This window comes from Microbacterium sp. I2, from assembly GCF_051364985.1.
GTDB lineage: Bacteria > Actinomycetota > Actinomycetes > Actinomycetales > Microbacteriaceae > Microbacterium.
Map to the genome: position 1 here is coordinate 411,330 of NZ_JBLWIH010000009.1, position 26,753 is coordinate 438,082.

Annotated in this window: 24 protein-coding genes; 18 read left to right on the top strand and 6 right to left on the bottom strand. The window is 70.1% G+C overall.

Annotated features, from left to right (window positions below; translation table 11 throughout):
- Nucleotides 1-38 precede the first annotated feature (38 nt).
- Both ACLKM7_RS08985 and ACLKM7_RS08990 read left to right on the top strand, forming a co-directional pair.
- Nucleotides 39-623, top strand: coding sequence for a DUF6790 family protein (locus ACLKM7_RS08985; protein ID WP_436446854.1), 585 nt, complete (start codon nucleotides 39-41; stop codon nucleotides 621-623).
- A 54-nt stretch (nucleotides 624-677) separates the two neighbouring features.
- Nucleotides 678-1,574 (top strand): alpha/beta hydrolase, encoded by an 897-nt coding sequence (locus ACLKM7_RS08990; protein WP_436446855.1) that lies wholly within the window; start codon nucleotides 678-680, stop codon nucleotides 1,572-1,574.
- 40 nt (nucleotides 1,575-1,614) lie between these two features.
- Here ACLKM7_RS08990 and ACLKM7_RS08995 read toward each other — a convergent pair whose 3' ends face one another.
- Entirely contained in the window at nucleotides 1,615-2,346 is a 732-nt protein-coding gene (locus tag ACLKM7_RS08995; RefSeq protein WP_436446856.1) for a Pr6Pr family membrane protein, read from the bottom strand.
- 64 nt (nucleotides 2,347-2,410) lie between these two features.
- On the opposite strand from ACLKM7_RS08995, the gene ACLKM7_RS09000 reads away from it, so the two are divergent.
- The 9 genes from ACLKM7_RS09000 (at nucleotide 2,411) to ACLKM7_RS09040 (ending at nucleotide 12,649) form a co-directional block, all read left to right on the top strand.
- The gene (locus tag ACLKM7_RS09000) at nucleotides 2,411-5,773 is read left to right on the top strand and encodes an FUSC family protein (protein WP_436446857.1); all 3,363 of its coding nucleotides are present in this window, start codon (nucleotides 2,411-2,413) and stop codon (nucleotides 5,771-5,773) included.
- Nucleotides 5,774-5,884: 111 nt separating this feature from the next.
- The gene (locus ACLKM7_RS09005) at nucleotides 5,885-6,190 is read left to right on the top strand and encodes an urease subunit gamma (RefSeq protein ID WP_168913718.1); all 306 of its coding nucleotides are present in this window, start codon (nucleotides 5,885-5,887) and stop codon (nucleotides 6,188-6,190) included.
- A 21-nt stretch (nucleotides 6,191-6,211) separates the two neighbouring features.
- Complete coding sequence (locus tag ACLKM7_RS09010; RefSeq protein WP_436446858.1) at nucleotides 6,212-7,042, top strand: hypothetical protein; 831 nt, start codon at nucleotides 6,212-6,214, stop codon at nucleotides 7,040-7,042.
- Nucleotides 7,043-7,067: 25 nt separating this feature from the next.
- Entirely contained in the window at nucleotides 7,068-7,499 is a 432-nt protein-coding gene (locus ACLKM7_RS09015; protein WP_436446859.1) for an urease subunit beta, read from the top strand.
- Between the two features lies 1 nt (nucleotide 7,500).
- Nucleotides 7,501-9,225, top strand: coding sequence for an urease subunit alpha (ureC, locus tag ACLKM7_RS09020; RefSeq protein ID WP_436446860.1), 1,725 nt, complete (start codon nucleotides 7,501-7,503; stop codon nucleotides 9,223-9,225).
- 4 nt (nucleotides 9,226-9,229) lie between these two features.
- Nucleotides 9,230-9,949, top strand: coding sequence for an urease accessory protein UreF (locus ACLKM7_RS09025; protein WP_436446861.1), 720 nt, complete (start codon nucleotides 9,230-9,232; stop codon nucleotides 9,947-9,949).
- 48 nt (nucleotides 9,950-9,997) lie between these two features.
- Nucleotides 9,998-10,633: an urease accessory protein UreG gene (gene ureG, locus ACLKM7_RS09030; RefSeq protein ID WP_436446862.1), complete on the top strand. Its 636-nt coding sequence runs from the start codon at nucleotides 9,998-10,000 to the stop codon at nucleotides 10,631-10,633.
- Complete coding sequence (locus tag ACLKM7_RS09035) at nucleotides 10,600-11,709, top strand: urease accessory protein UreD (RefSeq protein WP_436446863.1); 1,110 nt, start codon at nucleotides 10,600-10,602, stop codon at nucleotides 11,707-11,709. The genes ureG and ACLKM7_RS09035 overlap by 34 nt, the downstream gene beginning before the upstream one ends.
- A 22-nt stretch (nucleotides 11,710-11,731) precedes the next feature.
- Nucleotides 11,732-12,649 (top strand): urea transporter, encoded by a 918-nt coding sequence (locus ACLKM7_RS09040; protein WP_436446864.1) that lies wholly within the window; start codon nucleotides 11,732-11,734, stop codon nucleotides 12,647-12,649.
- Here the strand turns inward: ACLKM7_RS09040 and ACLKM7_RS09045 are convergent.
- The 4 genes from ACLKM7_RS09045 to ACLKM7_RS09060 all read right to left on the bottom strand — a co-directional run bounded on the left by ACLKM7_RS09045 (nucleotide 12,619) and on the right by ACLKM7_RS09060 (nucleotide 16,905).
- Nucleotides 12,619-13,518, bottom strand: a complete 900-nt coding sequence (locus ACLKM7_RS09045) for an ABC transporter ATP-binding protein (protein ID WP_436446865.1) — start codon at nucleotides 13,516-13,518, stop codon at nucleotides 12,619-12,621. The genes ACLKM7_RS09040 and ACLKM7_RS09045 overlap by 31 nt on opposite strands.
- Nucleotides 13,519-13,565: 47 nt before the next feature.
- Complete coding sequence (locus tag ACLKM7_RS09050; RefSeq protein WP_436446866.1) at nucleotides 13,566-14,558, bottom strand: ABC transporter substrate-binding protein; 993 nt, start codon at nucleotides 14,556-14,558, stop codon at nucleotides 13,566-13,568.
- A gap of 16 nt (nucleotides 14,559-14,574) precedes the next feature.
- Nucleotides 14,575-15,672 carry a FecCD family ABC transporter permease gene (locus ACLKM7_RS09055; protein WP_436446867.1) on the bottom strand — a complete coding sequence of 366 codons (1,098 nt, stop codon included), beginning with the start codon at nucleotides 15,670-15,672 and terminating at the stop codon, nucleotides 14,575-14,577.
- A gap of 81 nt (nucleotides 15,673-15,753) precedes the next feature.
- Entirely contained in the window at nucleotides 15,754-16,905 is a 1,152-nt protein-coding gene (locus ACLKM7_RS09060) for an ROK family protein (protein ID WP_436446868.1), read from the bottom strand.
- Between the two features lie 130 nt (nucleotides 16,906-17,035).
- On the opposite strand from ACLKM7_RS09060, the gene ACLKM7_RS09065 reads away from it, so the two are divergent.
- The 7 genes from ACLKM7_RS09065 to ACLKM7_RS09095 all read left to right on the top strand — a co-directional run bounded on the left by ACLKM7_RS09065 (nucleotide 17,036) and on the right by ACLKM7_RS09095 (nucleotide 25,567).
- The gene (locus ACLKM7_RS09065) at nucleotides 17,036-18,424 is read left to right on the top strand and encodes an ABC transporter substrate-binding protein (protein WP_436446869.1); all 1,389 of its coding nucleotides are present in this window, start codon (nucleotides 17,036-17,038) and stop codon (nucleotides 18,422-18,424) included.
- Nucleotides 18,421-19,458: a carbohydrate ABC transporter permease gene (locus tag ACLKM7_RS09070; RefSeq protein WP_436446870.1), complete on the top strand. Its 1,038-nt coding sequence runs from the start codon at nucleotides 18,421-18,423 to the stop codon at nucleotides 19,456-19,458. The genes ACLKM7_RS09065 and ACLKM7_RS09070 overlap by 4 nt, the downstream gene beginning before the upstream one ends.
- On the top strand, nucleotides 19,455-20,369 hold the full coding sequence (locus ACLKM7_RS09075; RefSeq protein ID WP_436446871.1) for a carbohydrate ABC transporter permease: 915 nt from the start codon (nucleotides 19,455-19,457) through the stop codon (nucleotides 20,367-20,369). The genes ACLKM7_RS09070 and ACLKM7_RS09075 overlap by 4 nt, the downstream gene beginning before the upstream one ends.
- 62 nt (nucleotides 20,370-20,431) lie before the next feature.
- The gene (locus ACLKM7_RS09080) at nucleotides 20,432-21,490 is read left to right on the top strand and encodes a zinc-dependent alcohol dehydrogenase (protein WP_436446872.1); all 1,059 of its coding nucleotides are present in this window, start codon (nucleotides 20,432-20,434) and stop codon (nucleotides 21,488-21,490) included.
- Nucleotides 21,487-22,584: a Gfo/Idh/MocA family protein gene (locus ACLKM7_RS09085; protein ID WP_436446873.1), complete on the top strand. Its 1,098-nt coding sequence runs from the start codon at nucleotides 21,487-21,489 to the stop codon at nucleotides 22,582-22,584. Before ACLKM7_RS09080 ends, ACLKM7_RS09085 begins: the two co-directional genes overlap by 4 nt.
- Entirely contained in the window at nucleotides 22,581-23,870 is a 1,290-nt protein-coding gene (locus ACLKM7_RS09090) for a glycoside hydrolase family 36 protein (protein WP_436446874.1), read from the top strand. Before ACLKM7_RS09085 ends, ACLKM7_RS09090 begins: the two co-directional genes overlap by 4 nt.
- A complete protein-coding gene (locus ACLKM7_RS09095; RefSeq protein WP_436446875.1) occupies nucleotides 23,867-25,567 on the top strand; it encodes an alpha-amylase family glycosyl hydrolase in 1,701 nt (566 codons plus the stop codon). Before ACLKM7_RS09090 ends, ACLKM7_RS09095 begins: the two co-directional genes overlap by 4 nt.
- 24 nt (nucleotides 25,568-25,591) lie before the next feature.
- Here ACLKM7_RS09095 and ACLKM7_RS09100 read toward each other — a convergent pair whose 3' ends face one another.
- Nucleotides 25,592-26,701: a hypothetical protein gene (locus tag ACLKM7_RS09100; RefSeq protein ID WP_436446876.1), complete on the bottom strand. Its 1,110-nt coding sequence runs from the start codon at nucleotides 26,699-26,701 to the stop codon at nucleotides 25,592-25,594.
- Between the last annotated feature and the right edge of the window lie 52 nt (nucleotides 26,702-26,753).

Below are 26,753 nucleotides of genomic sequence, written 5' to 3' on the forward strand. Positions count from 1 at the left end.
ACGCATCGCGCCGGGGGAGCTGTCGGGAAGGAACGTCCATGCAAGCCGTCATCGAGGGCGCCATCACGCTCGTGCTGTCGAACTTCACCGTCACGCTGTTCCTGCTCGGACTGCTGACGGCGGGAATCGGGATGCTGCGCACCCGGCGCCGCCACGGCAGGCTGACAGCCGTGGACGTGTGGGAGAAGCTTCTCAACCACTTCCTCCTGCTGTCGGTGGGAATCAGCTACCTCTACAACTTCGTCATGCACAGCGTGTTCGGCGACTTCACGGCCGAGATCATCGGGTGGGATCAGAGTCCCTTCCAGCTCGAAGTCGCGTTCGCGAGCCTGGGATTCGCCGCCGTCGGCTTCCTGGCCTTCCCTCATCGGCAAGGCTGGATGGTCAAGCTCGCCGCCCTCCTCGGGCCTGCACTGTTCCTGTGGGGCGCCGCGGGCGGGCACATCTACCAGATCGCGACGGCCGGCAACCAGGCGCAGGGCAACGCGGGCAGCATCCTGTACACCGACATCCTCCTGCCGCTCGTCGGCTTCGTGTTCCTGTGGGGCTACGTGGCGGCGGGTCGCCGTGAACGCGAGGGAGCGGAGATTAGCGGTGCCACGCTCGAGGTGGCAGAAGTCTGATCGCTGATCCGCCGGGGATGGCCGGCGTGCGAGAAGCTCGCTAGCCTCGCGCTCATGGCACCCATCGAGGACGACGGCATCGACGCCGTGCGGGCAATGCTCGGCGCGAAGGCACGTCCCGTCGGATGGGTGGAGCGCCGGGCCCGGATCACCGAGGTAGGCGGGGCATGGCCGCTCGCCGACGACATCGAACTCGAGACGGTCGACGCGGGGGGTGTGCCCGCGGAATGGTCGCGTTCGCCGGCCGCCGGAACGGCGGGGGTGCTGCTGTTCCTGCATGGCGGGGGCTACTGCTCAGGCTCCCTCGTCAGCCATCGGACGATGGCGGCGGAGGCTGGGCGAGCGTCCGGTCTGCCGGCACTGGCAGTGGACTACCGCCTCGCACCGGAGCATCCGTTCCCGGCCGCGATCGACGACGCGGCGACGGCCTGGGAGTGGCTTCTGGCAGAGGGCCACCGGCCGGAGGAGATCATCGTCGGCGGAGACAGCGCCGGGGGCGGGTTGAGCCTCGCGCTCTGGCAACGGCTGCATCGCGAGGGCCGAGCCGGACCGGCCGGGCTGTGGCTCGTGTCTCCATGGACGGACCTGACCATCTCGGGCGCGTCGATCGATGACAACGACGCGGTGGACCCCCTGCTGCATCGCGCGTACCTCGAGGAGCTCGCGACGGCATATGTGCCGGCCGATGTCCGAAGAGACGATCCCCGGGTGTCTCCGCTGTTCGCAGACCTCGCCGGGCTGCCGCCGACGCTGGTGCACGTGGGCACCGACGAGACACTGCTCGACGACTCGGTCCGGCTCGTCCGTGCCGCGGCGCTCGCCGGAGCGGACGTCCGGCTGCACGTGTTCCCGCGGATGATCCACGCCTTCCCGCTGTGGAATGCCGTGCTTCCCGAGGCGCGTCGCGCACTCGCCGAGTTCGCCGAGTTCGCCCAGGGGCGGCTGCCCTGAGCGCGGTCGAGACAGGGAGCTGACCGGATCGGGTCCCGCGTCAGCGGAGGCTGGGAGCGTCCTTCGATCGCGGCGCGGCGTCTCGGTCGCGCACCAGCGAGGGCAGGTGGTGGTCGAGGAACGTCAGCACGACCGCGATCATGATGCCGATCACCAGGACGATCGCCGAGTTGCGGACCGACTCCGCGAAGCCGATCGTCGTGACGTCGAGGAACGGGTACGGGTACCACCCGGTGACGGCGCCGTGGACGAACGTGTACACGAGCCACAGCAGCGGCCAGATGAACGCGTACGCGGTGGTCGACCACGTCATGCGCGGGCGGGGTCCGAAGATGAGCCAGCCGATCAACGTCGCCCAGGGCGAGATGTAGTGGAAGCCGATCGTCGCAGCCAGCGCCCACCCTTCAGGATGCACGAGACGTGCCAGCACCGTCTCGTAGACGAGCCCGGTGATGATGATGCCGAGCAGGGCATCGAAGCGCAGCACGCGCCAGAGCTTGCCGTCGCGGAAGATGTTGAGCGCCAGCGCGATCGACGTGCCGAGCACGAAGAGGTTGCTCTGGATCGTGAAGAAGCTGAACAGGCGCACCAGGCGCGTGCCGATGGGTCCAGTGGCGTTCGTACCGGAGTTGGCGTCCTGACCACCCGTCAGGATCAGGACGATCTGGATGATCAGGGCTATCGCGACCACCACCGCGATCGTGCCGAACCAGATCCGGGCCACCCGCTCCCGGACGTGCGTGGACTCAGTAGTCGCGATCGTCGCGCTCATGGCGTGGCCCCCCAAGGTCGTATGCGCCCGCGTTCATGCTAGTGGCGCCGCTAGGGTATGCGCCATGGACGTCGTGTGGATTGTCGTCGGGGTGCTGCTGCTGGGTGTCACGCTCCTCGATGCTTTCCTCGCGGTGCTCAACTACGACCAGTCCGGCGTGTTCGTCGACCGCCTCGTGCGCGCCCAGTGGGTGCTGCTGCGTGCAGTGACCAGGCGGGTGGGACGCAGATGGCGCCCGCTGGTGCTGCGCCAGGTCACCGGCATCCTGATTCTCGTCACGATCCTGTGGTGGGTGGCGGGAGTCGTCTTCGGATTCGCGTTCGTCTATCTCGGGGCGATGGGCATCAGCGGCGCGGTCACGACATCGACGGGAGTCGCACCCGACTTCCTCGGTGCGCTCTATCTCAGCCTCGGGCAGTTCGCGACGGTCGGCGTGGACAACATCGGGCCGAGCGTCGCGTGGATGAACCTGATCACGGTGGCCGAGGCGATGATGGCCGTGGTGATGCTCTCGTTCATCATCACGTTCCTCGGCAGCGTCTACGGTGTGATCCAGTCCCTGCAGTCGCTGTCGGCCAACTTCTTCCGCGCGGGCCGGGGAATCACCGACCCGATCGAACCGCTCACGCCGTACTTCTCGGACGGACGCGCGCGTGGACTCGAACTGCAGCTGGATTCGATCCTCGGATCGCTCAACGCCTACGCCGACGGGCTGGCGCAGAACCGGGCGGCCTACTACTTCCAGAGCGGGCGCGACCAGTTCTCGCTCCCGTTCTCGCTCTACATGACCTCCGGAATCATCGGTTCGCTGCGGTGGGGGCTCCCGACGGGCAGCGAACCGTCCACCGAGCCCGGCGTCGTGCGGCTCACGGACGTGTTCGAGGACTTCCGCGTGCGCCTGGAGCAGGCGCTGCGGCTGTCGCCCGAGCCGACCCCCGCGCCGGTCCCGCGGCCGGAGTTCGACCGGATCGTCGACGCCTTCTCGGCGCCGGGCACGAGCGCGCACCTCGACCCCTGGGTCGTGCGCTTCCTGACGGTGGACCGGCGCATGGCGCAGTTGACGCGATCGGATGCCGCGATCGATCGTGCCGATGCGCACCAGCGTTACACAGCCTGGCTGCCGTTCGAGTTCCAGGCGCAGGCGCTGCTGGCGGCGGTGGCGCGCGACCTCGACTACCAGCCGATCTACCGCAGGACCGAGGCGGTCGACGGCGCGTACGAGCTGCTGCCCGCGGACGTCGCGCCGGCCACCCGTGTGCGGGAACCGTCGCCGCGGCGGCGCCTCTCGTCGTGGATGCGACGGCGTGCGCTGTTCGTCGACCCGGGCTTCGTACGACTGAGCGGCGCCGCACGGACCCTGGCGGCGGTCGCCGTGGCCGTCGCCGTCATCGTCCCGCTCGCGCAGCTGACCGGGTCCAAGCCCGTGTACGGGGCGGTGCTCGCGGGGCTGATCGCGCTGTTCGCGTCTCCTGCCGCGGTCGGCGCGCCGGCGGGCACACGCCGCTGGCTCGGGATCGTCGCGATCGTGCCGACGGCGGTCGGCGTGGCGTTGGGTTCCTTGTTGCCGCGCGACCCCGTCGTGACGGTGATCGCGATCGCCCTTGTCGCGGCAGCCGCCGTGTGGCTGCGACGGTACGGAACCCGTGCCGGTGGCCTCGGGCAGCTCGGGTTCATCGCGTTCTACTTCAGCCTGATGCTCGGGCTCGGCACCGCCAACCTGTGGGCAGGGCTCGTCGCGGCGGGAGTCGGCCTGGTGTGCAGCTGGGCGGCGAACCTGCTGCCGGGACCATCGCTGCATCGCCGGTTGACCAGTGGCATCGCCGCTGTCAGCGAGCGCACCGGGTCGCTTCTGAGCACGATGCTCGACCTCGTGTCGTCGGGCCGGGGCGACCCACGGCTCGTGCGCATCCTGCGGCACGAGCTCGCGTCGCTGCAGGCGGCGGCCGAAGTGACCGCCGGCCGCCTCGACGGCGCGGTCACTCCCGGCCTATCGGCCGACCGCGCGCTGGCCCTGCGCGTGAGGATCTTCGACGTGCAGCTCGCGGCCGAGAACCTCGCCGCGCTCGTCCCGGTCGTCGGCGGCGTCGCGCTCACGATCGATCAGCGGGCGACCCTTTCGGCCGAGCTCGCCGACGCACAGACTCACGTCGCCTCGTACCTGCCTCGCCCTGGCCATGACGCGTCACCGGCCTCGCCCCCTCCGCCTATGGCCGACGCGCCACCGTCGGCCGGCTGGCCGGCCGACGCCCGTCGCACCCGTGCGGCGATCGCCGAGCTGCGAGGTGCTGTCGACCGGCTCCAGGACGTGCGCGAGCATGCGGATGCCGCCATCGACCACCGCAGCGAGTTCCCGGATGCCGCGGCCGCCGCAGCCGGTGCTCTGACGACCGCGGGCGAGAGGACGCCGGCCGCCGCGTCCGGACGGCTGGCGGTCCAGGCAGGCATCTCCACCGGGCTCGCCCTGCTGTTGGGAAGCTTCGTGTCGACGATCCATCAGTACTGGGCAGCCATGCCGGCGTTCTCGGTGCTGAGCGGTTCGGATGGCGAGACCAGGACGAAGGCCCTGCAGCGGGTGCTGGCCACGCTCGCCGGCGCGACCGTCGCGTTCGGGCTCGCGATCCTCGCCGGCCATTCCCCGGCGGTCGCCTTCCCGCTCCTGATCGCAAGCGCCTTCTTCATCGCGTTCCTGCGGCCGATCGCGTCGGTGTGGACGGTGTTCTGGCAGACGATGCTGCTGGCGACGATGTACGACGTGCTCGGCACGCTGAGCGTCGAGACCATCCAGGTGCGCGTCGTCGAGACGGCCATCGGAGCGGTCGTCGCGGTCGTGGTCTCGGCCGTCATCCTTCCCACTCGCACCAGGGTCCGGCTGCGTGCGGGCATGGTCGACGTCGTGGGCGCCGCCCGCTCGGTGGCGGATGAGCTGTTCGCGAGAGGCGCCGACGGCACACTGGCGCGGGGCGACTTCGGCGCCCGCATACAGGGCGCTGTCGCAGATCTCACCGCACTCGAGGCGCTCGCCCGGCCGGTGCGGCGCAACCCGGGCTCGCTGCGCCGCCGCGGCATCGAGGCCCAGTTGACCGCGCTGTGGTCGGTGCTGTACTACGAGCGCCGCGCGTCGGCGGAACTGCGGGATCTCGACACGCATGCGCTCGAGGGTGTCGACCTGCCTCGGCTTGCGCTCGCGACGTCCGACAACTTCGCCGCCGTCGAGGCGGTGCTGTCGGGGGAGCTCCCGCTGCGGCTCCAGCAAGCCGAGCAGCTCGATGTCTCCGGGCCCGACACCTCCGACGCCGGGCATCGCAGCGTGCTCCTCCTGGTGCGGCTGAATCAGGCGCTGCTGTCGCTCATCGAGGCCATCAGGCCGGGGACGGTGGCGGCGATGACGACGGTCCATCCCGCCGCGCAGGTCGCGGAGTCCAGGTGAACGCGCAAAAAACTTGCGGTCCATGCCTCGCCAGACATGCAGCGGCCATGCCAGTATGACTCGTGGGGAGTCCCGCTCGGGGTGGTCGGGACCCATGATGCAGGAGTTGACATGGATCTGTCTCCGCGCGAGATCGACAAACTGCTGGTCTATCAGGTCGCGGAGCTCGCGCGGCGCCGGAGGGATCGCGGCACGAAGCTGAACGTGAGCGAAGCGCAGGCGCTCGTGACCGAGGCGATCCTCGAGGGCGCGCGCGACGGCAAGACCGTCGCGGAGTGCATGGAGCTCGGCAAGACCATCGTCACGGTCGACGAATGCATGGACGGTGTGCGCGAGCGCATCACGCTGCTGCAGGTGGAGGCCACCTTCCCGGACGGCACGAAGCTCGTGTCGTGCCACGACCCGATCGGCGGCTGAGCGGTGGGCCCAGGCGCTGCCGTGCGCGTGGTCCTCGTCGGCGGGCATGAGAGTTCCGACGGCGCCGACCTCGCCCGGTTCGACGACGTCGACGAGCGCGTGAGCGTGGCGGCGCCCGGCCGGGGACTGCACAACGCCCTCACGGCGTTCCTCGACGACGGCGAGACCGTCGTCGTGCTGCCGATGACTTTCGGCCGCAACCCGACGATGGTCGCCGACACCGCGAAGACGCTCAAGTGGCTCGCGCCGCGGCATCCGGGTCGTCTGTCGCTCGCGGCGCCGTTCGGCCAGCCCGACCACCTCATCGCCTGGCTGCGCACTGCTGCCAACCGTGCCCGGGCGACCGACGCCGGCACGGCGCTGCTGATCGTGGCGCCTCATTCGAACACGTTCGACGAGGCCGAACTGCACCGCATCGCCTACCTGGTCGCTGCGCACGGGTCGCTCCCCGAGGTCGCCGTCGCGATCGCCGACGACGCCGACGCGCTGTCGGGTGCGGTGCAGCGGCTGCGCCGGCTCGGTGCGACGCGCGTCGCCGCGGTTCCGGCCGGCTTCGCAGCGAGCCTGCCGGTGACGGATGCCGAAGACCTCGCTCCGCTCATGAGCCACAGCGCCGTGCGGCGCGTTGTGCACACCCGCGTCCGCGATGCGCTGACCGCGCTCGCCGCGGGCGGCGACGGCATCGACCAGGGCCTTGCCGCCGACCACGGTCACGGTTACGCGCACTCCCACGCTTTCGAAGAGAGCCAGGGGCACGGCCACTCACATCCCCATCCCCACCCTCACACCCACGCCGACGGCACGACGCACGCCCACGGCCATCCGCACGAGCATCACCAGCTTCAGCACTGAATCGGCAGCCGGAAGAAGGAACATCATGGTCAGCAGAAGACCGAAGTATCTGCACGGCGACGAAGCGATCGAGATCAACCGCGGACGCGCGTCGGTCACGCTGCGGGTCACCAACACCGGCGACCGGCCGGTGCAGGTGGGCTCGCACTTCCACTTCTTCGAGGTCAACCCCGCGATGCGGTTCTCCCGCGAGCAGGCGTGGGGGATGCATCTCGACATCCCCGCCGGCACGGGCGTGCGGTTCGAGCCGGGCGAGACCAAGGAGGTGACCCTCGTCGACTTCGCCGGCGCGCGACGGGTGGTCGGCTTCAACGGTCTGGTCAACGGCGGGCTCGACTCCGCGCAGACCCGCGCCTCGGCGCTGCGCCTGCTGACCGAGCGCGGTTTCGAGAACGGCGAGCCGACCAGCGCGCCGGCCGTGGGGACCGAATCCGACACGAAGAAGGCGAGCAGCTGAAATGGCCGTCATCCCTCGCAAGCAGTACACCGACCTGTTCGGGCCGACAGTCGGCGACAAGGTCCGGCTCGCCGACACGAATCTCGTGATCGAGATCGAGAAGGACTACGCCGCCGACAGCTACGGCGACGAGATCGTCTACGGCGGTGGCAAGTCCGCCCGCGACGGCATGGGCGCCGATCCTCTCGCCAGCCAGACGCAGGGCGCGCTCGACCTCGTCATCACCAACGCGGTCGTGATGGACCCGATCATCGGCATCGTCAAGGCCGACATCGGCGTCAAAGACGGCCTCATCGTCGGCATCGGCAAGTCCGGCAACCCGCAGACCCAGCACGGCGTCGATCCCAGGCTCCTCGTCGGCCCGGGCACCGAGGTCATCGCGGGCGAGCACCTCATCGCCACGGCCGGCGCCATGGATCCTCACGTGCACTTCATCTCACCGCAGCAGGCGTACGCGGCGCTGTCGAACGGCATAACGACGCTCTTCGGCGGCGGCACCGGCCCGACCGACGGCACGAACGGCACGACGTGCACGCCCGGAGCGTGGAACATCCACCGGATGCTGCAGGCCTGGGACGAGCTGCCGGTCAACGTCGGCATCCACGGCAAGGGCAACGGATCGCTCCCGGAGGCGCTGATCGAGCAGATCGAAGCTGGCGCCGGCGGGCTGAAGGTGCACGAGGACTGGGGGAGCACGCCGGCCGCGCTCGACCAGGCGCTGCGCGTGGCCGACGAGTACGACGTCCAGGTCGCGATCCACACCGACAGCCTCAACGAGGCCGGCTTCGTCGAAGACACCATCTCGGCGATCGACGGGCGCACGATCCACACCTTCCACACCGAGGGCGCGGGCGGCGGGCACGCCCCCGACATCATCAAGATGGCCGGTCAGAGCAACGTGCTGCCCTCCTCGACCAACCCCACCCTGCCGTACACGGTCAATTCCATCGACGAGCTGCTCGACATGGTGATGGTGTGCCACCACCTGTCGTACGACAGCCCCGAAGACGTCGCCTTCGCCGACTCGCGCGTGCGGGCCGAGACGATCTCGGCCGAGACGGTGCTGCACGACCTCGGCATCATCTCGATGTTCTCGTCGGACTCGCAGGCCATGGGACGCATCGGCGAGTCCGTCACCCGCGCCTTCCAGACCGCGCACCACTGCAAGGACAAGCGCGGCAAGCTCCCCGAGGACGCCGAGGGCAACGACAACTTCCGGGTTCTGCGCTACCTCGCCAAGGTCACCATCAACCCGGCGATCACGCACGGCATCTCCGACTACGTGGGCTCGCTCGAGCCGGGCAAGATGGCCGACATCGTGCTGTGGCCGATCGACACGTTCGGCGCCAAGCCGAAGATGGTGATCAAGGGGGGGCTCATCAACTGGGCACTCATGGGCGATCCGAACGCGTCGCTGCCGACGCCGCAGCCGGTGTACTTCCGGCCGATGTTCGGCGCGCTCGGTCAGACGCTGCACCACACGCGCGCGACGTTCGTCTCGAAGGCCTCGATCCAGAAGGGCGTCCCCGAGCAGCTGGGCCTGAAGAGCCGCATCCTGCCGGTGACCGGAACGCGCTCGATCGGAAAGGACGACATGGTGCGCAACAGCGCCGCGCCGGTCATCGAGGTCGATCCTGAGACGTACAAGGTCACCGTCGACGGTGAGCCCGCGCACATCGAGCCGGCCCAGTCGCTGCCGCTGACGCAGCTGTTCTTCCTGGTCTGACCGCATGACGCGAGCGCACGCGGATTCGCCGGTCGCCCGGCTGCTGGTGAGCCTGCAGCTGAGCGACTCGGCGTTCCCGAGCGGCTTCTACACGATGTCGCACGGACTCGAGGGGTTCCACCAGCAAGGGCTGGTCCGTCCGGCCGGCGTCGGTGACCTGCTCGCGGACCTGCTCATGTCGGCCGTGGGGCCGGGCGACGCCACCGCCCTCGCGCGCGCACACGAGGCGGCCGGCGCACGGGATTGGGATGCCGTCGCCGAGGTCGACGGGATCCTGTTCGCCTCCAAGCTCAATTCCGAGCTGCGCGTGGCCAGCACGCGCAGCGGCCGCCAGCTGGCAGACATCGCGAGCGAGGCGTTCGCAGATGGTCCGGGCGCGGACGACATCGCGACGTGGGCGAAGCGCGTGAAGGCGAAGGAGTCGCCCGGGTGCCAGCCGGTGGTCACGGCTGTCTGCTACGCGGCCACGCGCGTGCCGATCGCGGAGGCCGTGGCATCCGACCTCTTCGCGTTCGCGGTGAGCTTCGTCGGAGCCGCGCTGCGACTGCGGCTCACCGATCACCGCGGAGCACAGGTGCTGCTGCGCCACGCGCAGCCGGTCATCGAGGCGGTCACCCGCGACGCGATCGCGCGGCCATTGCACGACATCGGCGGTTTCGCTCCCGTCGCCGACATCATGTCGGCGGGCCACGAACGCGCCGAGGCGCGCCTTTTCACCAGCTGATCGACGCCGGCGCACCGCCGGCGTCCTTAAGAGAGGAAGCATCGCGACATGAGCGACAAGGTTCTGCGGGTCGGTATCGGCGGGCCCGTCGGCTCGGGCAAGACGGCACTCACCGAAGCCCTCGTGCCCATCTTCCTGGCGGCGGGCCGGACGCCCGGCGTCATCACGAACGACATCTACACCCAGGAGGACGCGCAGCACGTGCGGCGCGAGCTCGCGGGCATCCTGGATCCTGAGCGTGTCGTGGGCGTCGAGACCGGTGCCTGCCCGCACACCGCAGTGCGCGACGACCCCACCATGAACCTCGCGGCGGGTGAGGAGATGCTCGAGCGGTTCCCCGACATCGACACCCTGATCTACGAGTCCGGCGGAGACAACCTCACCCTCACTTTCTCGCCGGCGCTCGCGGACGTGTTCGTCTTCGTGCTCGACACGTCGGAGGGGGAGAAGATGCCGCGCAAGCGCGGTCCCGGCATCACCGAGAGCGACATCCTCGTCATCAACAAGATCGACATCGCGCAGTACGTGCGGACCGATCTCGGCGTCATGGAGCGTGACGCCCATCTGGTGCGCGGCGGCAAGCCGGTCGTGCTCACGAACTCGCTCGACGGCACGGGCGTGCACGAGCTGTTCGACACGATCATGGCGGTGTGGCACGCATCGAGGAGCGAGCTGGTCGCGTGAGTGCGGATGCGCCGGTGCTGACCGCGACGGATGCCGGCGTCCCGGCTCCGGCGCAGGACTCCGGCGCGTCCACCGATCCGGCCGTCGTCACGGCCGTGCCGGCGCTGTACGGAGGTCCTCGACTGCAGCCCGCGCATTTCGAGCCCGCGCACGTTCCGTCGGAGGTGGCACGCTACGGCACCGAAGCCCACACGCTTCCCGTCGGCAGTCCCGGCAAGGTGGGCATCCTCGAGCTCGACTTCGCGCTGCGCGGCGACGGTGACGCACGTCGCACCGAGCTTGTAGGCCACTTCCAGAAGTCTCCGCTGCAGATCATGCAGCCGCTGTACTACAACCCGGCCCGGCCCGACATGCCGTACACCTACTTGATGACGGCGGGCGGCGGCATCCTGCACAACGATCGCCACCGCACCGACCTCGTGTTCGGGCCCGGCACGTCGGCCCACGTGACGACGCAAGCGCACACCAAGGTGTATCGGATGGAGTCGGGCTACGCGACATCGCTGGTGAATCTGGAGGTCGGCGAGGGTGCGTACGTCGAGTACCTGCCCGACCCGCTCATCCCCTACATCGATGCGCGCTTCTACCAGCGCACGGCCGCGACGGTCCATCCGGACGCGACCTTGATCGTGGGCGAGACGATCTATGCGGGCCGGCTCAGCCGGGGCGAACGCCACGCGTACGCCGTGCTCGCGAGCGACCTCGAGGTGACGCGGCCCGGCCCGTCTGCCACTCCCGTCGCGTTCGATCGCGTGCGTCTGGTGCCACGAGGCGGGCGGGTCGGCGGCCCCGCCGTGCTGGGGGGACGCGACGTCGTCTCGAGCCTGTATGTCGTGACCTCACGGGTACCCGCACGCGAGGTCGCCGACGCGCTGCACGACGCTGTCGGCACCGTGCTCGCCGATTCGCCCGATGAAGCCGCGCGTGCGGGCGTCAGCGTGCTGCCGCACGATGCCGGGGCGTGGCTGCGGTTCGTCGGCGACGACACCGTGACCTCTGCCGCCGTCGCGACGGCAGCGGCCGCAGCGATGCACGAGCTGATCACAGGGTCGCCGGCACCGGCGATCCGCAAGTGAGCCCGGACGAGGGGATCGTGGGATGAGCACCGTCGCACTCGGCACCGGACGCACCTGGGCCTTCGGCCTGGTGCGCGGGTCGTCGCAGATCTACTTCCAGCAGAACCTCGTGAGCGGCCTGCTCGTGCTCGCGGCCTTCTTCGTCGCGGACTGGCGGATGGGACTGCTGGCTCTGCTCGGCGCGATCGGCGGGATGCTCGGGGGCCGGGCGGTCGGCTACCGTCGCGGCGACCTCTCCACCGGCATGCAGTCCTTCTGCGGCACGCTCGTCGGAGCCGCGGTGTTCGCAGCACTCGGCGGCGACGCGTGGTGGTCGTATGTGCTCGCGTTCGCCGGCGGCCTGGCCACCGGGCCGGTGACCTGGCTCGTCGATGCCCTGTTCACCCGCACGCCGCTCAGGCGCTACCACCTGCCGTACACGACGGCGCCGTTCGTGATCGTCGCGACGGTGATCTCGCTGACCACGACCGCGCTGGCGGTGCCGGCTACGGCATCCGATCTTCCCGACGATCCGGTGCCGGCGTTCCTGCTGTCGGTCCTCACGAACGTGTCGCAGGTGGTGCTCATCGACAACCCGGTCTGCGGCGCGCTGATCCTCGCGGCGCTGTTCGTCGCGAGCTGGCGTGTGGGACTGGCAGCCGTCATGGGCAGCGTGGTCGGCTCCGTCGTCGCCGTGGCGATGGGCGAGCCGTGGAGCGAGATCGCCAACGGGCTGGCGAACTACTCCGGAGTGCTCACGGCGATCGCGCTGTCGGTGACATTCCTCAAGAGCTCGACCGCGTCCTGGCTCTATGCGCTGCCGTGGGTCGCGGTGACCGCCCTCGTGACTCTGTTCATGCACCGCGCGGGCCTCGTCACGTACACGTGGCCGTACATCCTCACGACGTGGGTCGCCCTCGTCGTCGCGTCCTACATCCGGGGGTTGCCCCGCCCCGGGTGATCGGGCGCCGGGATGCCGGGGCCATCGGTGTTCTCGCCGACTCGGCCGCGCTCGGGAGTCTCGGTGTGCTCGTGAGCTTCGCTGTGCTCGTGGGCGAGCGGCACGCCGTGGGAGGGTGCGCGGAAGAGCAGCTGCAGGCGTCCGTCGCCGGCGCGCACGGCGTCGATGCGGATGCCGTAGACCGGCTCGAGCACGGCCGCGTCGAGCACCTCTTCGATGTCGCCGGCGGCGACGACCCGGCCGCGGTCGAGCAGCACCAGGCGGTCGCAGTACCGCGCCGCGAGGTTGAGGTCGTGCAGCACGATGATCGTCGTCACCGCCAGTTCGCGCACGAGCCCCAGGATCTCGTGCTGGAAGTGGATGTCGAGGTGATTGGTGGGCTCGTCCATCAGCAGGTGCGTCGCCTGTTGGGCCAGAGCCCTGGCGATGAGGACCCGCTGCCGCTCGCCGCCCGAGAGGTCGCCGAGGTCGCGGTCGGCCAAGTGCTCCGCGCCCACGCGTCGCAGCGCGTCGGCGGCGATGTCGACGTCGGCCGCGGATTGCCGCTGCAAGGCGCCCTGATGCGGCGCCCGCCCAAGCAGCACCGTGTCTGCCACGGTGAGGGGTAGCTCGCCGTGGGCTTCCTGGGTCACCACGGCGACGGTGCGGGCGAGCGCTCGCGGCGAGTGGGCGCTGATCTGCGCGCCGCCCACGGTGATCTCACCGCGGTCGGGAGTGAGGGAGCGGTAGAGGGTGCGCAACAGGGTGGTCTTGCCGCTGCCGTTCGGCCCGATCAGGCCGACGACCTCGCCCTCGGCGGCCGCGAGTGCGACGTCGCGCAGGACGGCGGCACCGTCGTACGAGTGGCTCACGCCTTCGGCGGAGATCATGAGGCTGTGCCGATCACGAGACGGTGCCGATCATGAGACGGTGCCGATCATGAGCCGAACCGTTCCACCATGAGCTCGAGCCCGGTGACCGACAGCGGGGTCGGCGGCTCGGTGAAGTTGAACAGCTGCGGCAGCACGTCGCCGTTGCGGAGTGCTCGCAGCGCCTCGCTCCCCGGCAGGCTGGCGATCTCGGCGGCGACGCCGTCCTCGTCGCCTTGGTGGAGCAGGACGAGCACGTCGGGATCGCGCGCGATGAGTTCCTCGACGCTCACCTCGAACACGCGCTCCGCCGCATCCGAGAACACGTTCTCGAACCCGGCCGCCGCCAGTTGCGGCTGCGCCATCGATCTGCGGCCGTAGGCGTAGAGCGGACCGCCGCCGACCGAGGGGTAGAGCACGGCGGCGGTGCGAGGCGCGGCATCCGCGGTTTCGCGTTCCACCGCCTCGACCCGCTGCTGCAGCTCACGCACCATTTCTTCGGCCTGGTCCGACCGGTCGAAGATCTCGCCGTACATCCGCACCTGGTCGTACAGCGTGTCGAACGACGCGTCGCCGACGCCCGACGGGCAGTACACCGGGTGGATCAGCGCGTTCACCCCGCTGTCGCGGAGGGCCTCGCGGGTCACGCCTTCGGGCAGGCCCAGCGCGAGGTCGGGTTCGTGGGCGAGGACCACCTCCGGCGACATCGTGAGGTGCCCAGAGGTGTCGATGTCGTCCGACAGCGAGTCGATCGCATCGATGCGGGCGGTGAGGCCGTCGTCGTAGTAACCGCTCGGGAACGACCCCGCGCGGGCGACCACGCGGTCGAGCACGCCGAGCCCGTCGAGGATCGTGACCGGTGCGCTCTCGAGCAGGATCACGCGCTCCGGGGCAGCGTCGAAGACGACGTCCTCCCCGCAGTTCGTCACGGTGAGCGGATAGCGGGTCCCCCCGCCTGGCGCGGCATCGTCTGCCCGCGGCGACGATATCTGCGTGCACCCGGCGAGGGTGACGACGATCAGCGTGAGAGCGGCGACGAGCAGGCGACGGGGGCGAAGCACGGTTCTCCTCGGAGGTTCAGCGTCGTCGCGCGTACATGCGGCGGACGAGGACGAGCAGGAAGGGAGCGCCGACGATGGCGGTGAGGATGCCGATGGGCAGCTCGCGGGGCTGCATAACGGTGCGCGCGAGGGCGTCCGCCCACACCAGGAACAGCGATCCGAGCAGCGCCGTGACCGGCAGCATCCGGGAGTGCACCGAGCCGACGAGCCGACGTGCGAGGTGCGGGACGACGAGGCCGACGAACCCGATCGCGCCCGCCGCCGCGACGACGGCGCCGGTGCACAGCGAGACCACCACGAGCAGCACCACCCGGGTGCGGTGGGGAGCCACGCCCAGCGTGAGGGCCGTCTCGTCGCCCGCCGCGATCGCGTCCAGCCGGCGTCCCGTCACGAGCAGTGCCCCGAGGGTCACGGCCACGACGACGAGCACGACGACCAGCACGGCGTCCCACCGGGCCAGCGCGAGCGAGCCGAGCAGCCAGAACATCACCGAGCGCGAGCCCTCGGCCGAATCCGACGCGAAGATGAGGAAGCTCGTTGCGGCCGACAGTGCGTAGCCCACGGCGACCCCGGCCAGAAGGAGGCGGATCGACGTCACGCCGCCGCCGGTGCGGGCGATGAAGTACACCAGGAGCGAGGCGCCCAGCGCTCCGAGGAACGCGCTGGCGGGAAGCGCGTACTCGCCGAGGACGGCGCCGAAGCCGAAGAGGATCGCCCCTGCGGCTCCCGTCGAGGCCCCGCCCGAGATCCCGAGCACGTACGGGTCGGCGAGCATGTTGCGCACCATCGCCTGCAGCGCGGCGCCGCACAGGGCCAGGCCGGCCCCGACCGCGATTCCGAGCAGCACGCGCGGCACGCGGACGTTCCAGACGATCGCCTCCTCGGCGGAGGTCCACGACTGCTCGGCGGGGAAGCCGAACACGTGGTGGGCGACGATCGCCAGGATGTCGGCCGGGGCCACCGGCACGGGACCGATCCCGATCGCGAGGAGGGCCGACACCGCGAGGGCTGCGGCGAGCCCCGCCGTCCACAGCGTCGTGCGAGTATGCGCGCTGCGTGCCGCGGCGGCGAGCGTCATGGGCTCGCGCGGCGCGGCGTCGGCGGTGGTCCTCACGGCTGCTCCCCCCGGCTCGGCACGCGGTCAGTGCGACGGTAGCGCATCCGGGAAGCTCGGTGCGCGTCAGGCGCCTCCTGCTCAGGCCGCCCGGGTCAGGGCTGCGTTCACGGCGGCGGCCGAGTACTCGCGATCGACGACCAGGGCGGCCAGCCCGACCGTGGCAGCCCGAGGGCCGAGCGTGGACACGCTGACGCTCAGATGCCTGGTCGCGCGCGGCAGGGAACGGGGGTAGAGCGATTCGCGCACGCCTGCCAGCAGCGGCGCCGATGCGAGCATGCCGCCGAGTACGACATCGGCCGGGTTCAGCAGTGAGACGACCGTCGCGACGACCTCGCCGATCACTCGCCCCGCCTCCTGTGTCAGGCGGGCGGCATCGGGGTCGCCCCCGGCGAGGTACCGCCCCACATCCGAGGCGGAGCTCGCGGGCTTTCCGAGATCGGTGAGGGCGCGGGCAACGGCTCGGCCCGACGCTGCCGCGGCCAGGCATCCGTGCGCTCCGCACTGGCACACGAGCTGGTCGTACCCCGCGATCTTCACGTGACCGATGTCGCCCGCTCCGCCGTCGGTTCCGCTGTAGACCTGTCCGTTGAGCACGATCCCCGTCCCGATGCCGGACGAGACCTTGATGAAGCACAGCGATCGAGAGTCGGGGTGTGCCCTGCGCTGCTCGCCGAGCGCGGCGGCGTCGGCATCGTTCGCGACGAGGACCGGCAGTCCGAGCGCGTCGCCGAGGTGATCCGAGATCGGATAGGCATCCCAACCCGGCATGATCGGCGGCTGGCTGGGGCGTTCGGTCTGGGGGTCGATGGGGCCGGGCACGCTGATGCCGACCGCCGCGATGCGGTCGATGCGTGGGCTGTCTGCTCGCAGCTCGCGCGCCGCGGCGGCGATCGCATCGAGCGTGTGGTCGGGCCCGTCGGCCACCGCGACGTCGGTGCGTCGTTCGGACAGGACGCGGCCGGCGAGATCGGTGAGCGAGACCGTCGTATGGGTGGTGTCGACGGATGCCGTGATCACGGCCGCGTGCGAGGGATTGAACTCCAGGCGGCGAGAGGGCCGTCCTCCCGTCACGCGGTCGGCGCCCTTTTCGACGATGAGCCCGGCATCGAGGAGTGCATCGATGCGGCCGGCCACCGTCATGCGCGACAGCCCGGTGAGCTCGAGCACCTCACCGCGGGTGAGCGCGCCGCGCTCGCGGATCAGTTCCAGAACATCGCCAGATCCTGGCATCGGGTGACTCCTGTCTCGCCGTTCGATTCTAATTATGCTTGACAGTTAGACATAATGCATCTAATTTCTATACATATCCGGTCGCGGGACCGCGTCCGCAATCGCAAGATCAAGCGCAAGGAGGCGTACGGTGAAGATCCGTTCCACAGCAGTGACCATCACGGCGGTCTGCGCGGCCGCGCTCGTGCTGACGGGCTGTACGGCCGGCGGTGACGGCGGGGATGAGGCCGAGGGCATCACCTTCTGGCTGCAGGAGGACCTGCCCGACCGGGTGGCAGCGACGGAGGACATCGTCGCGGTATTCGAAGAGGAGTCCGGCGTCGACGTCGAAGTCGTCTCTGTGGCAGAGGACCAGTTCTCCCAGCTCATCACGTCGGCCGCCGCAGCAGGGGACCTGCCCGACGTGATCGGCGGGATCTCGCTGCCGCAGGTGCGCACGCTGTCGGCCAACGAGCTGGTCGACACGGATGCCGTCGGGGCCGTCGTCGATGCGCTCGACACATCCACCTTCTCCGAGCGGGCACTCGAGCTCACCTCGGACGGCGACGCGCAGCTGGCGGTGCCCAGCGAGTCGTGGCTGCAGATGCTCTTCTATCGCACGGACCTCTTCGAGGCCGCCGGGCTGGAGGCCCCGGACAGCTACGACAAGATCCTCGAAGCGGCACAGGCTCTCAACTCCCCAGAGGTGGCCGGCTTCGTCGGAGCGACGGCACCGGGCGATGCGTTCACTGAGCAGACTTTCGAGCAGGTCGCGCTCGGCAACGGTTGCGAACTGGTCAACGGCGACGGCGAGATCGAACTCGACTCCGCGCCGTGCGTCGAGGCGTTCGGCTTCTACGGCGATCTCACGAGCAACTACTCGGTGCCCGGCGCCCAGGATGTCGACACCACGCGGGCCACCTACTTCGCCGGCGACGCCGCGATGTTCATCTGGTCGAGCTTCGTCCTGGACGAGATGGCCGGCCTCCGCGAAGACGCAAAGCCGAACTGCCCCGAGTGCGCCGCCGACCCCGCCTTCCTGGCCGCGAACACCGGTGTCGTGACGTCGATCTCGGGCCCGGACGGCGACAGCCCCGCTCAGTTCGGCGAGATCACCTCGTGGACCATCACCGACGGCGCCAACGTCGAGGACTCGCAGGCGTTCATCGAGTTCATGATGGGCGACGGATACGAGGACTGGATCGCGATCGCTCCCGAAGGCAAGGTGCCGGTGCGATTCGGTACCGCAGATGAACCGACGGTGTTCTCCGACGCCTGGGCCACGCTGCCCGCGGGCGTCGACACGAAGGCGCCGCTCTCGGACTTCTACGCTCCCGAGGTTCTTGAAGCCGTCGCCGCAGGACCCGAGGACATCGCGCGATGGGCGATCCCCCAGGGGCAGGGCGATCTGCTCGGTGCACTCCAGGGCGAGCAGCCGGTCGCCACCGCTGTGAGCGAGGTGTCGCAGGGTGCCGACGCCGAACACGCCGCTGCCGCCGCAGCCGAGGCGGCGCGATCGGTGCAGGAGTCGATCCAATGACTCAGCTCGCCGGGGGTTCGGGCCTGGCCGGCCCGCCTCCGGTTCCGGGCGACGTCGACGACGCGCGGGCGGGGGAGCACCTGCTCCCCGCCCGGCGCGGCCGGTCGCGTCGCAGCCGCGAGGAGAATCGCGCGGGACTGCTGCTCATCAGCCCGACGCTCGTCATCATCACGGTCGCGGTCATCGTCCCGATCGTGTGGGCCATCGCCCTGGCCTTCCAGCAGGTACGGCTCCTCAACATCCGCGACACCGGCATCATCGGAGAGTACACGCTCGAGAACTTCATCGAGGTCCTCAGCTCGCCCGGGTTCTTCGGCGCGCTGTGGACGACGATCGTCTACTCGGTGTGCGGTACCGCCCTCGCGATCGGCATCGGGCTGATCGCCGCGCTCGCGTTGCGCAAGCCGTTCCGTGGCCGCGGCCTCATCCGCGCGTCGCTCCTGTTGCCGTACGTCGCTCCCGTCGTCGCCGCCACGTTCGTGTGGTCGACGCTGCTCAACCCGCAATACGGATTCGTCAACTGGTTCGGCACCACCGTTCTCGGCTGGGAGGAGCCCGTCGCCTTCCTGTCGCAGAGGTGGCTGCCTGTCTCGGTCTTCGGCTGGGAGATCGAGGTGCCGATCGCGCTCGTGACGGTGATCTGCTTCGAGGCGTGGCGGTCCTTCCCCTTCGCCTTCCTCTTCCTCACTGCGCGGCTCCAGGCGGTGCCGGACGTTCTCGACGAGGCCGCCCGGATCGACGGGGCCACGCCCACGCAGCGCTTCTGGCACATCCTGTGGCCGCAGCTGCTGCCCACCATCGCGGTGCTGAGCGTGCTTCGTTTCATCTGGACCTTCAACAACTTCGACGACATCTACCTGCTGACCGGCGGCGGCGCGGGCACCGAGGTGGTGTCGGTGCGCGTCTTCGACTACATGACCGCGCGTGGCGACATCGGTGCCGCGGCAGCGCAGGCGCTCGTTCTGGCCGCGATCCTGGCCATCCTCGTCGGTATCTACCTCAAACTCTTCGGACGACAGGAGGAGCAGGCATGAGCGTCGCGACTGCCGGCAAGACGGGGGCAACGGCGCGGCGCGGCGTGGGGCGCGACCGCTTCGAGAACGGTCTGTTCAAGGTCCTCAAGCCGATCGTCATCGTGCTGCTGCTGATCGTGGCGGTCTTCCCGTTCTACTACATGGTCCTTCTGAGCTTCCGTTCGCTCGACTCGCTGCTGCAGAACCCCGGGGCGCTGTGGATCTCGATCGAAGAGCTCGACCTCGCGACGTACCTCGAGGTCCTGGCGCCGGTCTCGGACGGCGGGCAGGGCTTCGTCGTCTTCATGCGCAACTCGCTGCTCGTGGCGCTGAGCACGGTCGTACTGACGCTGCTGGTGTCCATCCCGGGCGCCTATGCCGTCAGCAGGCTGCGGTTCTTCGGGCGGCGGCAGGTCTCGGCGCTGTTCCTCGCGGTGTACTTCTTCCCCGCGATCCTGCTGGCCGTCCCGCTGTTCGTCTTCTTCACGCAACTGGGGCTCCGGGGATCGCTCGTCGCCCTCGTCGTCGTTTACGTGTCGCAGGTCGCAGCGGTCTCGATCTACACGCTGCGCAACTACTTCGCGACGGTGCCGGTCTCGCTCGAAGAGGCGGCGGCGATCGACGGATGCGGGCGCCTGCAGACCATGTGGAGGATCACTCTTCCGCTCGCGATGCCGGCTCTCGTCTCCAACGGGCTCTTCATCTTCATGATCGCGTGGAACGAGTTCCTGTTCGCCCTGCTCTTCCTGGTCGAGAAGCGCGACTCCTGGACGGTGTCTCTCGGTCTCTCGCAGCTGTCGGGGAGCATCGAAGTGCCGACGACCGTGCTCATGGCGGGATCGGTCATCCTGACGCTCCCGATCATCATTCTGTTCTTCGCGTCTGAGCGCCTTCTCGTCGGCGGTCTGACCGCGGGTGCCGAGAAGGGCTGACGCGCGGCATCCGTTCGTCCACCCATTCCATCTGTCGTCATCGCCCGAAGGAGCGCAGGCTCGTGCCGCACATCGTCCAATTCACCGAACCCCGGCGGGTCGAACTCGTCGAGACCGATCCCGTACCGCTCGTTCCGGGCTCGGTGCGCGTCGCGACCTGGTATTCGGGGGTCTCGGCGGGTACCGAACTCACCGCCTACCGCGGGACGAATCCGTACCTCACATCGACGTGGGACGCGCAACGCCGGCTGTTCGTCCCGGGGGAGCCGAGCTTCGGCTACCCCGTCCAAGGCTGGGGCTACTCCGAGGTGGGCCAGGTGGTCGAGGTCGCCGACGATGTCACGTCCCTGCGCGCCGGCGACGTCGTGCACGGCATCTGGGGTCATCGCAGCGACGCGGTGCTGCCGGCATCCGCTCTGGAATGGCGACGGATGCCGGACCAGGCCGATCCGCTGCTCGGTACCTTCGCGCGCGTCGGGTCGATCGCCCTGAACGGGGTGCTCGCCGCCGATGTGCGGCTGGGGGAGCGCGTCGCGATCTTCGGGCAGGGAGTCATCGGTCTGCTCGCGACCCGGCTGGCCACCCTGTCGGGCGGGCGGGTGTACGCGGTCGACACCGTTGCAGGACGTCTGGCGATGGCGGAGAACTTCGGTGCCGTGGCGACGATCGACGCCCTCCGACCGGGTGGCGCGGGCGCGTACATCCGAGAGCTGACCGGGGGCGGAGCCGACAGCGCCATCGAGCTGTCGGGCTCGGATCGCGCGCTCCACGAGGCCGTGCGCTGCGTCGTGGTCGAGGGTCTGGTCGCGGCATCCGGTTTCTACCAGGGCGGGGCGACCCAGTTGCGCCTCGGTGAGGAGTTCCACCACAACCGCGTGCGCATCGTGGCGAGTCAGATCTCGGGAGTGCCGGTCGGGCTGGGAGGGCGCTGGGACCAGCCTCGCCTGGTGCGCACCGTGATGGAGCTGGTCCTCTCGGGCGCCGTCGATGCCGGCGCACTCGTGAGCGACGTGGTGGCTGCCTCGGATGTGGCCGGCGTCTTCAGTCGGCTCGACGAGGGCGACCCCGACATCCTCCAGGCCGTGCTGCAGTTCGACGCCGCTCCGGAGCGCGCCCGATGACGGATCTGCCCGACTACCGGCCGCGGATCCCTGTGCAGCCCGCACGCGTCGGGCTGGTGGGCGCCGGCGCCATCGCGCGATCCGCGCACCTGCCCGCCTACGCGGCATGGGGGATCCCCGTCGTCGCGGTCGCCTCCCGCACCGCCGATCATGCCCGCGCGCTCGCCGCGGACTTCGGCGTCGCGACGGCGCACGCGAGGGTCGACGACCTCCTGGCCGATCCCGCCGTCGACGTGGTCGACATCGCAACCGGACCCGCCGGCCGTCTCGATCTCATCGACGCCGCCGTCCGCAGCGGCAAGCACGTTCTCGCGCAGAAGCCGCTGAGTGTCGACCCCGCCGAACTTCCGCGGCTGCGCGCGGTCCTCGCGTCGGCCCGTGAGAGAGGACTGCGCGTCGCGGTCAACCAGAACGCGAGATGGGCGCCCGCGTGGCGACTGGCCACGCTCCTGGTGCGCGGCGGAGCGGTCGGCGAGGTCGTCGGCGTCACCCACCTGCACGACAAGCCCCTGCCGCCGCTGGCGGGCACCGCGTTCGACGATGTGCCGCACATGCTCATCGCCGACTACCTGGTGCACTGGATCGACATCACCCGTTGCTGGCTCGAGGGCGCCCGAGTGGTGTCGGTCACGGCCCAGGACTCACGCGTCCCGGGTCAGCCCGACGCGGCACGCAACCCTTGGCATGCCGGAATTCAGATCGGGACGTCCACGGGCGCCAGCGCGTCCCTCCGCATCGTCGGCGACGCCCGCAGCCGATCAGGCGGCTGCCCGTTCTGGATCCACGGCACCGAGGGCACGCTCCGTGGCAGCGTGCTGCTGGGCAGCGACTTCCTCGAACTCGACCGGGACGATGCGCGAACGCGATTCCCCCTCGAGGGTCAGTGGTTCACCGACGGATTCGCCGGAGCGATGGGGGAGCTGCTCACCGCCGTCGCTGAAGACCGTGAACCCGAGAACGCCGCCGAGCACGTGCTGGCCACCGTCGAACTGGGCCTGGCCGCCGCGGCGTCCGCGGACGCGGGCGGCGTCCCCGTGCATCCGCTCGACCTCGTCCTTGAGCGCGCCTCCGACGGAAAGGCACCCACGACATGACGATCATCGACGAGGTGCCCGTCGCGCCGCCCGCACGTCTCTACGCGGAGGGCTGGCAGAGCTGGAGTCCCACCACCTGGTATCACCGGGATGCGCCGGCCCATCGACCGGACGAGCCATGGCAGCACCTGATGCGCTTCCGCCCTGGCACGCCGCTTCCCGAGGACGGGGTTCAGGGCGAGGGTCTGCTGGTGGTGGATCCGGGCGAGGGCGCGCCGGCGCGCGTGTACGCGAGCATGGACGCGTCGACACACGTGCCGACCATCCGCGCACACTGGCAGGGGGACCGCGTGCTGGTGCACGCGGATGACCCCGTCGAGCAATGGACGACGGATGCTGCCACCACGGCGGGCGACGACGCGCTGGCCGCGTTCGGCGAGCGCTTCGGCGCTGCGGCCGGCGCCCGTGCCGAAGCATCCGTCCCCCGCGTCTGGTGCACCTGGTACCGCTACTTCGAAGAAGTGACGGCCGTCGACGTGCTCGAGAACCTGCGAGCCATCGACGAGCGCGACCTCGCGGTGGACGTCGTGCAGATCGACGACGGCTGGAGTCTCGGGACGGGAGAGTGGACGAGGCCGAACCCCCGGTTCGGCTCGCTGCCTGCGACCGTCGACGCGATCCGTGACAGCGGCAGGCGGGCAGGGCTCTGGCTGGCACCGTTCTCGGTCGGCGCCCGATCCGATCTCGCCCGGAAGCACCCTGACTGGCTGACCGGACCGGCCGGCTACAACTGGGGAGACGACCTGGTCGGACTCGACCTCACCCACCCTGGCGTCCGGGACTACCTGACCGAGGTGTTCGAGGCCGTCCGCAGCCTCGGCGTGGACTACCTGAAGCTGGACTTCCTGTACGCGGGGGCGGTGCCCGGAGTGCGGCATGATGCGCACGCCACCCCGGTCGCCGCCTATCGCTCGGGCCTTGCGCTGATCCGCGAGATCATGGGCGAGGAGACCTACCTGCTCGGCTGCGGTGCTCCCCTCCTCCCCAGCGTGGGGCTCGTGGACGCGATGCGGGTCTCGCCCGACACCTTCCATGAGGGCGGCGAGGACGGGTCGCAAGGCTTGCGCGGACGGATGTCGCTCGAAGCGAGGGCCTGGCAGCACGGCCGGCTGTGGACGACCGACCCGGACTGCCTCGTCGCCCGCCCGGCATTCGCACTGCGCGACGAATTGGCTGACGTGGTGCTCGCGGCACCGGGGATCCGCGGGTTCTCCGATCGGATCGCCGAGCTCGACCCGCACGGCCTGCGGCTCGTGGACCGACTGCTGAAGGAGCCCGTCGCATGACCGTTCCCCTCACCGACCTGCGTGATCGGCTCGAGCCGTTGGTCCGCCAGCTGTACCCGGGCGCGGCGGACGAGGTGCTCGATGCACTCCTTCGACTCGCGCAGCACTGGGCACCGCAGCTCGGCCCGGTCGGCAAGGGGCGTCCGGACGAGGCCACCGCGTACCTGATCACCTACGGCGACGCGTTCCGCCGCGACGGCGAGGCCCCACTTCACACGCTCGCGGAGGTGTTGCGGACGCATGTCCGCGACGCCGTCACCGACGTCCATCTGCTCCCCATCTATCCGTGGACCTCGGACGACGGTTTCGGAGTCGTCGACCATCGCGGGGTGAATCCCGAACTCGGGACGTGGGGCGACATCGCCGACCTGCGCGCCGACCACGCGCTCGCCCTCGACTTCGTCGCCAACCACCTGTCGAGCGCGAGTCCGTGGTTCGTCCGCTGGCTCGCGGGTGACCCTCGCTACGCCGGGTACTTCCTCGAGCCGGGGCCGGACTTCGACACGTCGCACGTCGTGCGTCCGCGCACGACGCCGCTGACGCACGGGTACATGCGGCCGGACGGGACCGTCGCCCACGCATGGACTACGTTCGGCCCGGATCAGGTGGACGTGGATCCGAGCACGCCCGCCGTACTCCTCGATCTCACCGACGTGCTGCTGGGATACGTCGCCCACGGCGCCACGACGGTGCGCTTGGACGCGATCGGCTTCCTCTGGAAGCAGTCGGGCACCAGCTGCATCCACCTGCCGCAGACCCACGCGATCATCCGGTTGTGGCGAGTCCTCGTCGACGCCGTCGCCCCCGGCACACTGCTGCTCACCGAGACGAACGTGCCGCATGCCGACAACATCACCTACTTCGGCGACGGGTCGGACGAAGCGCACATGGTGTACCAGTTCGCGCTGCCTCCCCTCGTCCTGCATGCCTTCGTGACGGGCCGGGCGACGGCTCTGACGGAGTGGGCGTCGCAGATCGGTCCGGTCAGCGACACGGCCACGTGGTTCAACTTCCTCGCGAGCCATGACGGGATCGGCATACGCCCGACAGAGGGGCTGCTCAGTGACCACGACCGGGACCTGCTCGTGGAGCGCACCCTTGCTCGCGGCGGCCGTGTTTCGATGGCACGCCGGCCCGACGGGTCGGAGGGCGTGTACGAGCTCAACACGAACTTCCTCGACGCCCTCGTGGAGCCGGGCGATGCGGATCCGGATGCCTCGGCCGTGGTCCGCGGTCTCGCCGCGCACGCCATCCTCCTCTCGGTGATCGGTGTGCCGGCGGTCTACTACCACTCGCTCCTGGGGTCTGGCCAGGACAGCGCGGGAATGGAAGAGAGCGACATCGCGCGTCGCATCAACCGTGAGGTGCTCGACGCCGACCGGCTGGCCGCCGAGCTCGCATCTTCGCCGCGGCGATCGGGCATGCTCGAGGGGTTGCGGCGGATGTTCGAGCTCCGGCGCACGCTGCCCGGATTCTCGCCGTTCGCCGATCAGGCCGTCGAGCACCTCGATCCGCGGGCGTTCGTCGTCCGACGTGCTGCGGGCACGCCCGACGAGATCGTCGCCGCCGTCAACGTGAGCGCCGAGACGGTGCAGCTGCCTCTGGTGGGCACCGACCTCATCTCGGGTCGCCAGGTCGAGCGGCTGGAGCTGGAGCCGTTCGGGTTCGCGTGGCTCAGACCGTCCGCACGACCCTGACGGTCGCGCGGACGGCAGAGACCTTCAAGCGGATGCTGCCGCGCGGTGCCGCACGTAGCCCCAGGTCGCGAGGCCGAGCAGCGGGCCCCACGCCCAGAAGGGCAGCATGAGCGCCGTCCCGACCGGCACGGCGCCGGTCAGTGCGAGGCTCAGGGACTGTACGCCGCCCGCGGTGAAGAGCGCGGCGACCGTGGCGGCCGGGACGGCCGCCAGCGCCACCGGCACAGGCTGGCCGCCGACGCGGGGCACCCATCGCGGAACGCGTTCGCCCCACGGCAGTGTGAGGCCCAGCGTCAGGACGGCGCCGGTGAGCATCGCGGCTCCGAGCATGAGGCCCACGACCTGGATGTCGGGATTCGCCGTGAAGGCGTCGCGGCTGCCGCCGAAGAGCGGCCAGGGTGTCAGCCACGACGCGCGGGCGACGACGTAGGGCACTGCCATGGCGGCGCCCGCCACCGTGAACGCGACGCGGTGTCGCTGGACGAAGGCACCGGCACGCGCCGCGCGCCGAGTGATCACGCTGACCGACCACAGCGTCCAGACGCCGACGAACAGGGTGAGCGCGAGCGAGGTGGCGAACCGTGCCGGATCGGCCATCACTGCGTCGATATAGCGCGTGTAGAACGACAGCAGCGGGAAGATGCCGGCCACCTGCAGCACGATCAGCGCGGCGATGGCGGCGACCAGCAGCACGGCGACGACCGGCCGGCGTCGAGCCAGCAGCGGCACGAGCAGGACGACCGCGACCGGGACGAAGAACGCGAGTGTGTAGCCGGCGATGACGATCCCGTCGAAGCCGAGCAGAGCGATCGCGTTGACACCGACCGCGATGAGGACGACGACCGGTGCACCCAGGCTGTCCCGTGCCCGGCCGCTCAGCAGGACGATGCCCGTGGTCAGCGCGATCGCGGCGGCGGCCGCCTGGATCGCGGCGGCGACGAGCGCAGCGGGCGTGTCGCCGAACCAGTTCGCGAGCAGCGTGCCGCCCGCGTCGTACGGGCCTGCCTGAGGGGCGACGAGCCACACGAGGGCGGCGGCCAGTACGACGGTCGCGATCACCGACCCCGTCCAGGCGAGCGGGCGGATGCCGCGAACGGTGCGCGGCGGCGGAGCAGTGTCGATCGTGGCTGTCATGGATCGAGCGTCTCGCGCACCGACCGATGGACGCCTCACTCGCCCGAGCGGA

What these genes read in the sequence shown, in the direction of transcription:
- ACLKM7_RS09095 (WP_436446875.1), top strand. Translation starts at nt 23,867, where the DNA reads ATGACCGTTCCCCTCACCGACCTGCGTGATCGGCTCGAGCCGTTGGTC.
- ureG (WP_436446862.1), top strand. Translation starts at nt 9,998, where the DNA reads ATGAGCGACAAGGTTCTGCGGGTCGGTATCGGCGGGCCCGTCGGCTCG.
- ACLKM7_RS09085 (WP_436446873.1), top strand. Translation starts at nt 21,487, where the DNA reads ATGACGGATCTGCCCGACTACCGGCCGCGGATCCCTGTGCAGCCCGCA.
- ACLKM7_RS09015 (WP_436446859.1), top strand. Translation starts at nt 7,068, where the DNA reads ATGGTCAGCAGAAGACCGAAGTATCTGCACGGCGACGAAGCGATCGAG.
- ACLKM7_RS09075 (WP_436446871.1), top strand. Translation starts at nt 19,455, where the DNA reads ATGAGCGTCGCGACTGCCGGCAAGACGGGGGCAACGGCGCGGCGCGGC.
- ACLKM7_RS09000 (WP_436446857.1), top strand. Translation starts at nt 2,411, where the DNA reads ATGGACGTCGTGTGGATTGTCGTCGGGGTGCTGCTGCTGGGTGTCACG.
- ACLKM7_RS09090 (WP_436446874.1), top strand. Translation starts at nt 22,581, where the DNA reads ATGACGATCATCGACGAGGTGCCCGTCGCGCCGCCCGCACGTCTCTAC.
- ACLKM7_RS08985 (WP_436446854.1), top strand. Translation starts at nt 39, where the DNA reads ATGCAAGCCGTCATCGAGGGCGCCATCACGCTCGTGCTGTCGAACTTC.
- ACLKM7_RS09005 (WP_168913718.1), top strand. Translation starts at nt 5,885, where the DNA reads ATGGATCTGTCTCCGCGCGAGATCGACAAACTGCTGGTCTATCAGGTC.
- ACLKM7_RS09045 (WP_436446865.1), bottom strand. Translation starts at nt 13,518, where the DNA reads ATGATCTCCGCCGAAGGCGTGAGCCACTCGTACGACGGTGCCGCCGTC.
- ureC (WP_436446860.1), top strand. Translation starts at nt 7,501, where the DNA reads ATGGCCGTCATCCCTCGCAAGCAGTACACCGACCTGTTCGGGCCGACA.
- ACLKM7_RS09060 (WP_436446868.1), bottom strand. Translation starts at nt 16,905, where the DNA reads ATGCCAGGATCTGGCGATGTTCTGGAACTGATCCGCGAGCGCGGCGCG.
- ACLKM7_RS08990 (WP_436446855.1), top strand. Translation starts at nt 678, where the DNA reads ATGGCACCCATCGAGGACGACGGCATCGACGCCGTGCGGGCAATGCTC.
- ACLKM7_RS09040 (WP_436446864.1), top strand. Translation starts at nt 11,732, where the DNA reads ATGAGCACCGTCGCACTCGGCACCGGACGCACCTGGGCCTTCGGCCTG.
- ACLKM7_RS09100 (WP_436446876.1), bottom strand. Translation starts at nt 26,701, where the DNA reads ATGACAGCCACGATCGACACTGCTCCGCCGCCGCGCACCGTTCGCGGC.
- ACLKM7_RS09025 (WP_436446861.1), top strand. Translation starts at nt 9,230, where the DNA reads ATGACGCGAGCGCACGCGGATTCGCCGGTCGCCCGGCTGCTGGTGAGC.
- ACLKM7_RS09070 (WP_436446870.1), top strand. Translation starts at nt 18,421, where the DNA reads ATGACTCAGCTCGCCGGGGGTTCGGGCCTGGCCGGCCCGCCTCCGGTT.
- ACLKM7_RS08995 (WP_436446856.1), bottom strand. Translation starts at nt 2,346, where the DNA reads ATGAGCGCGACGATCGCGACTACTGAGTCCACGCACGTCCGGGAGCGG.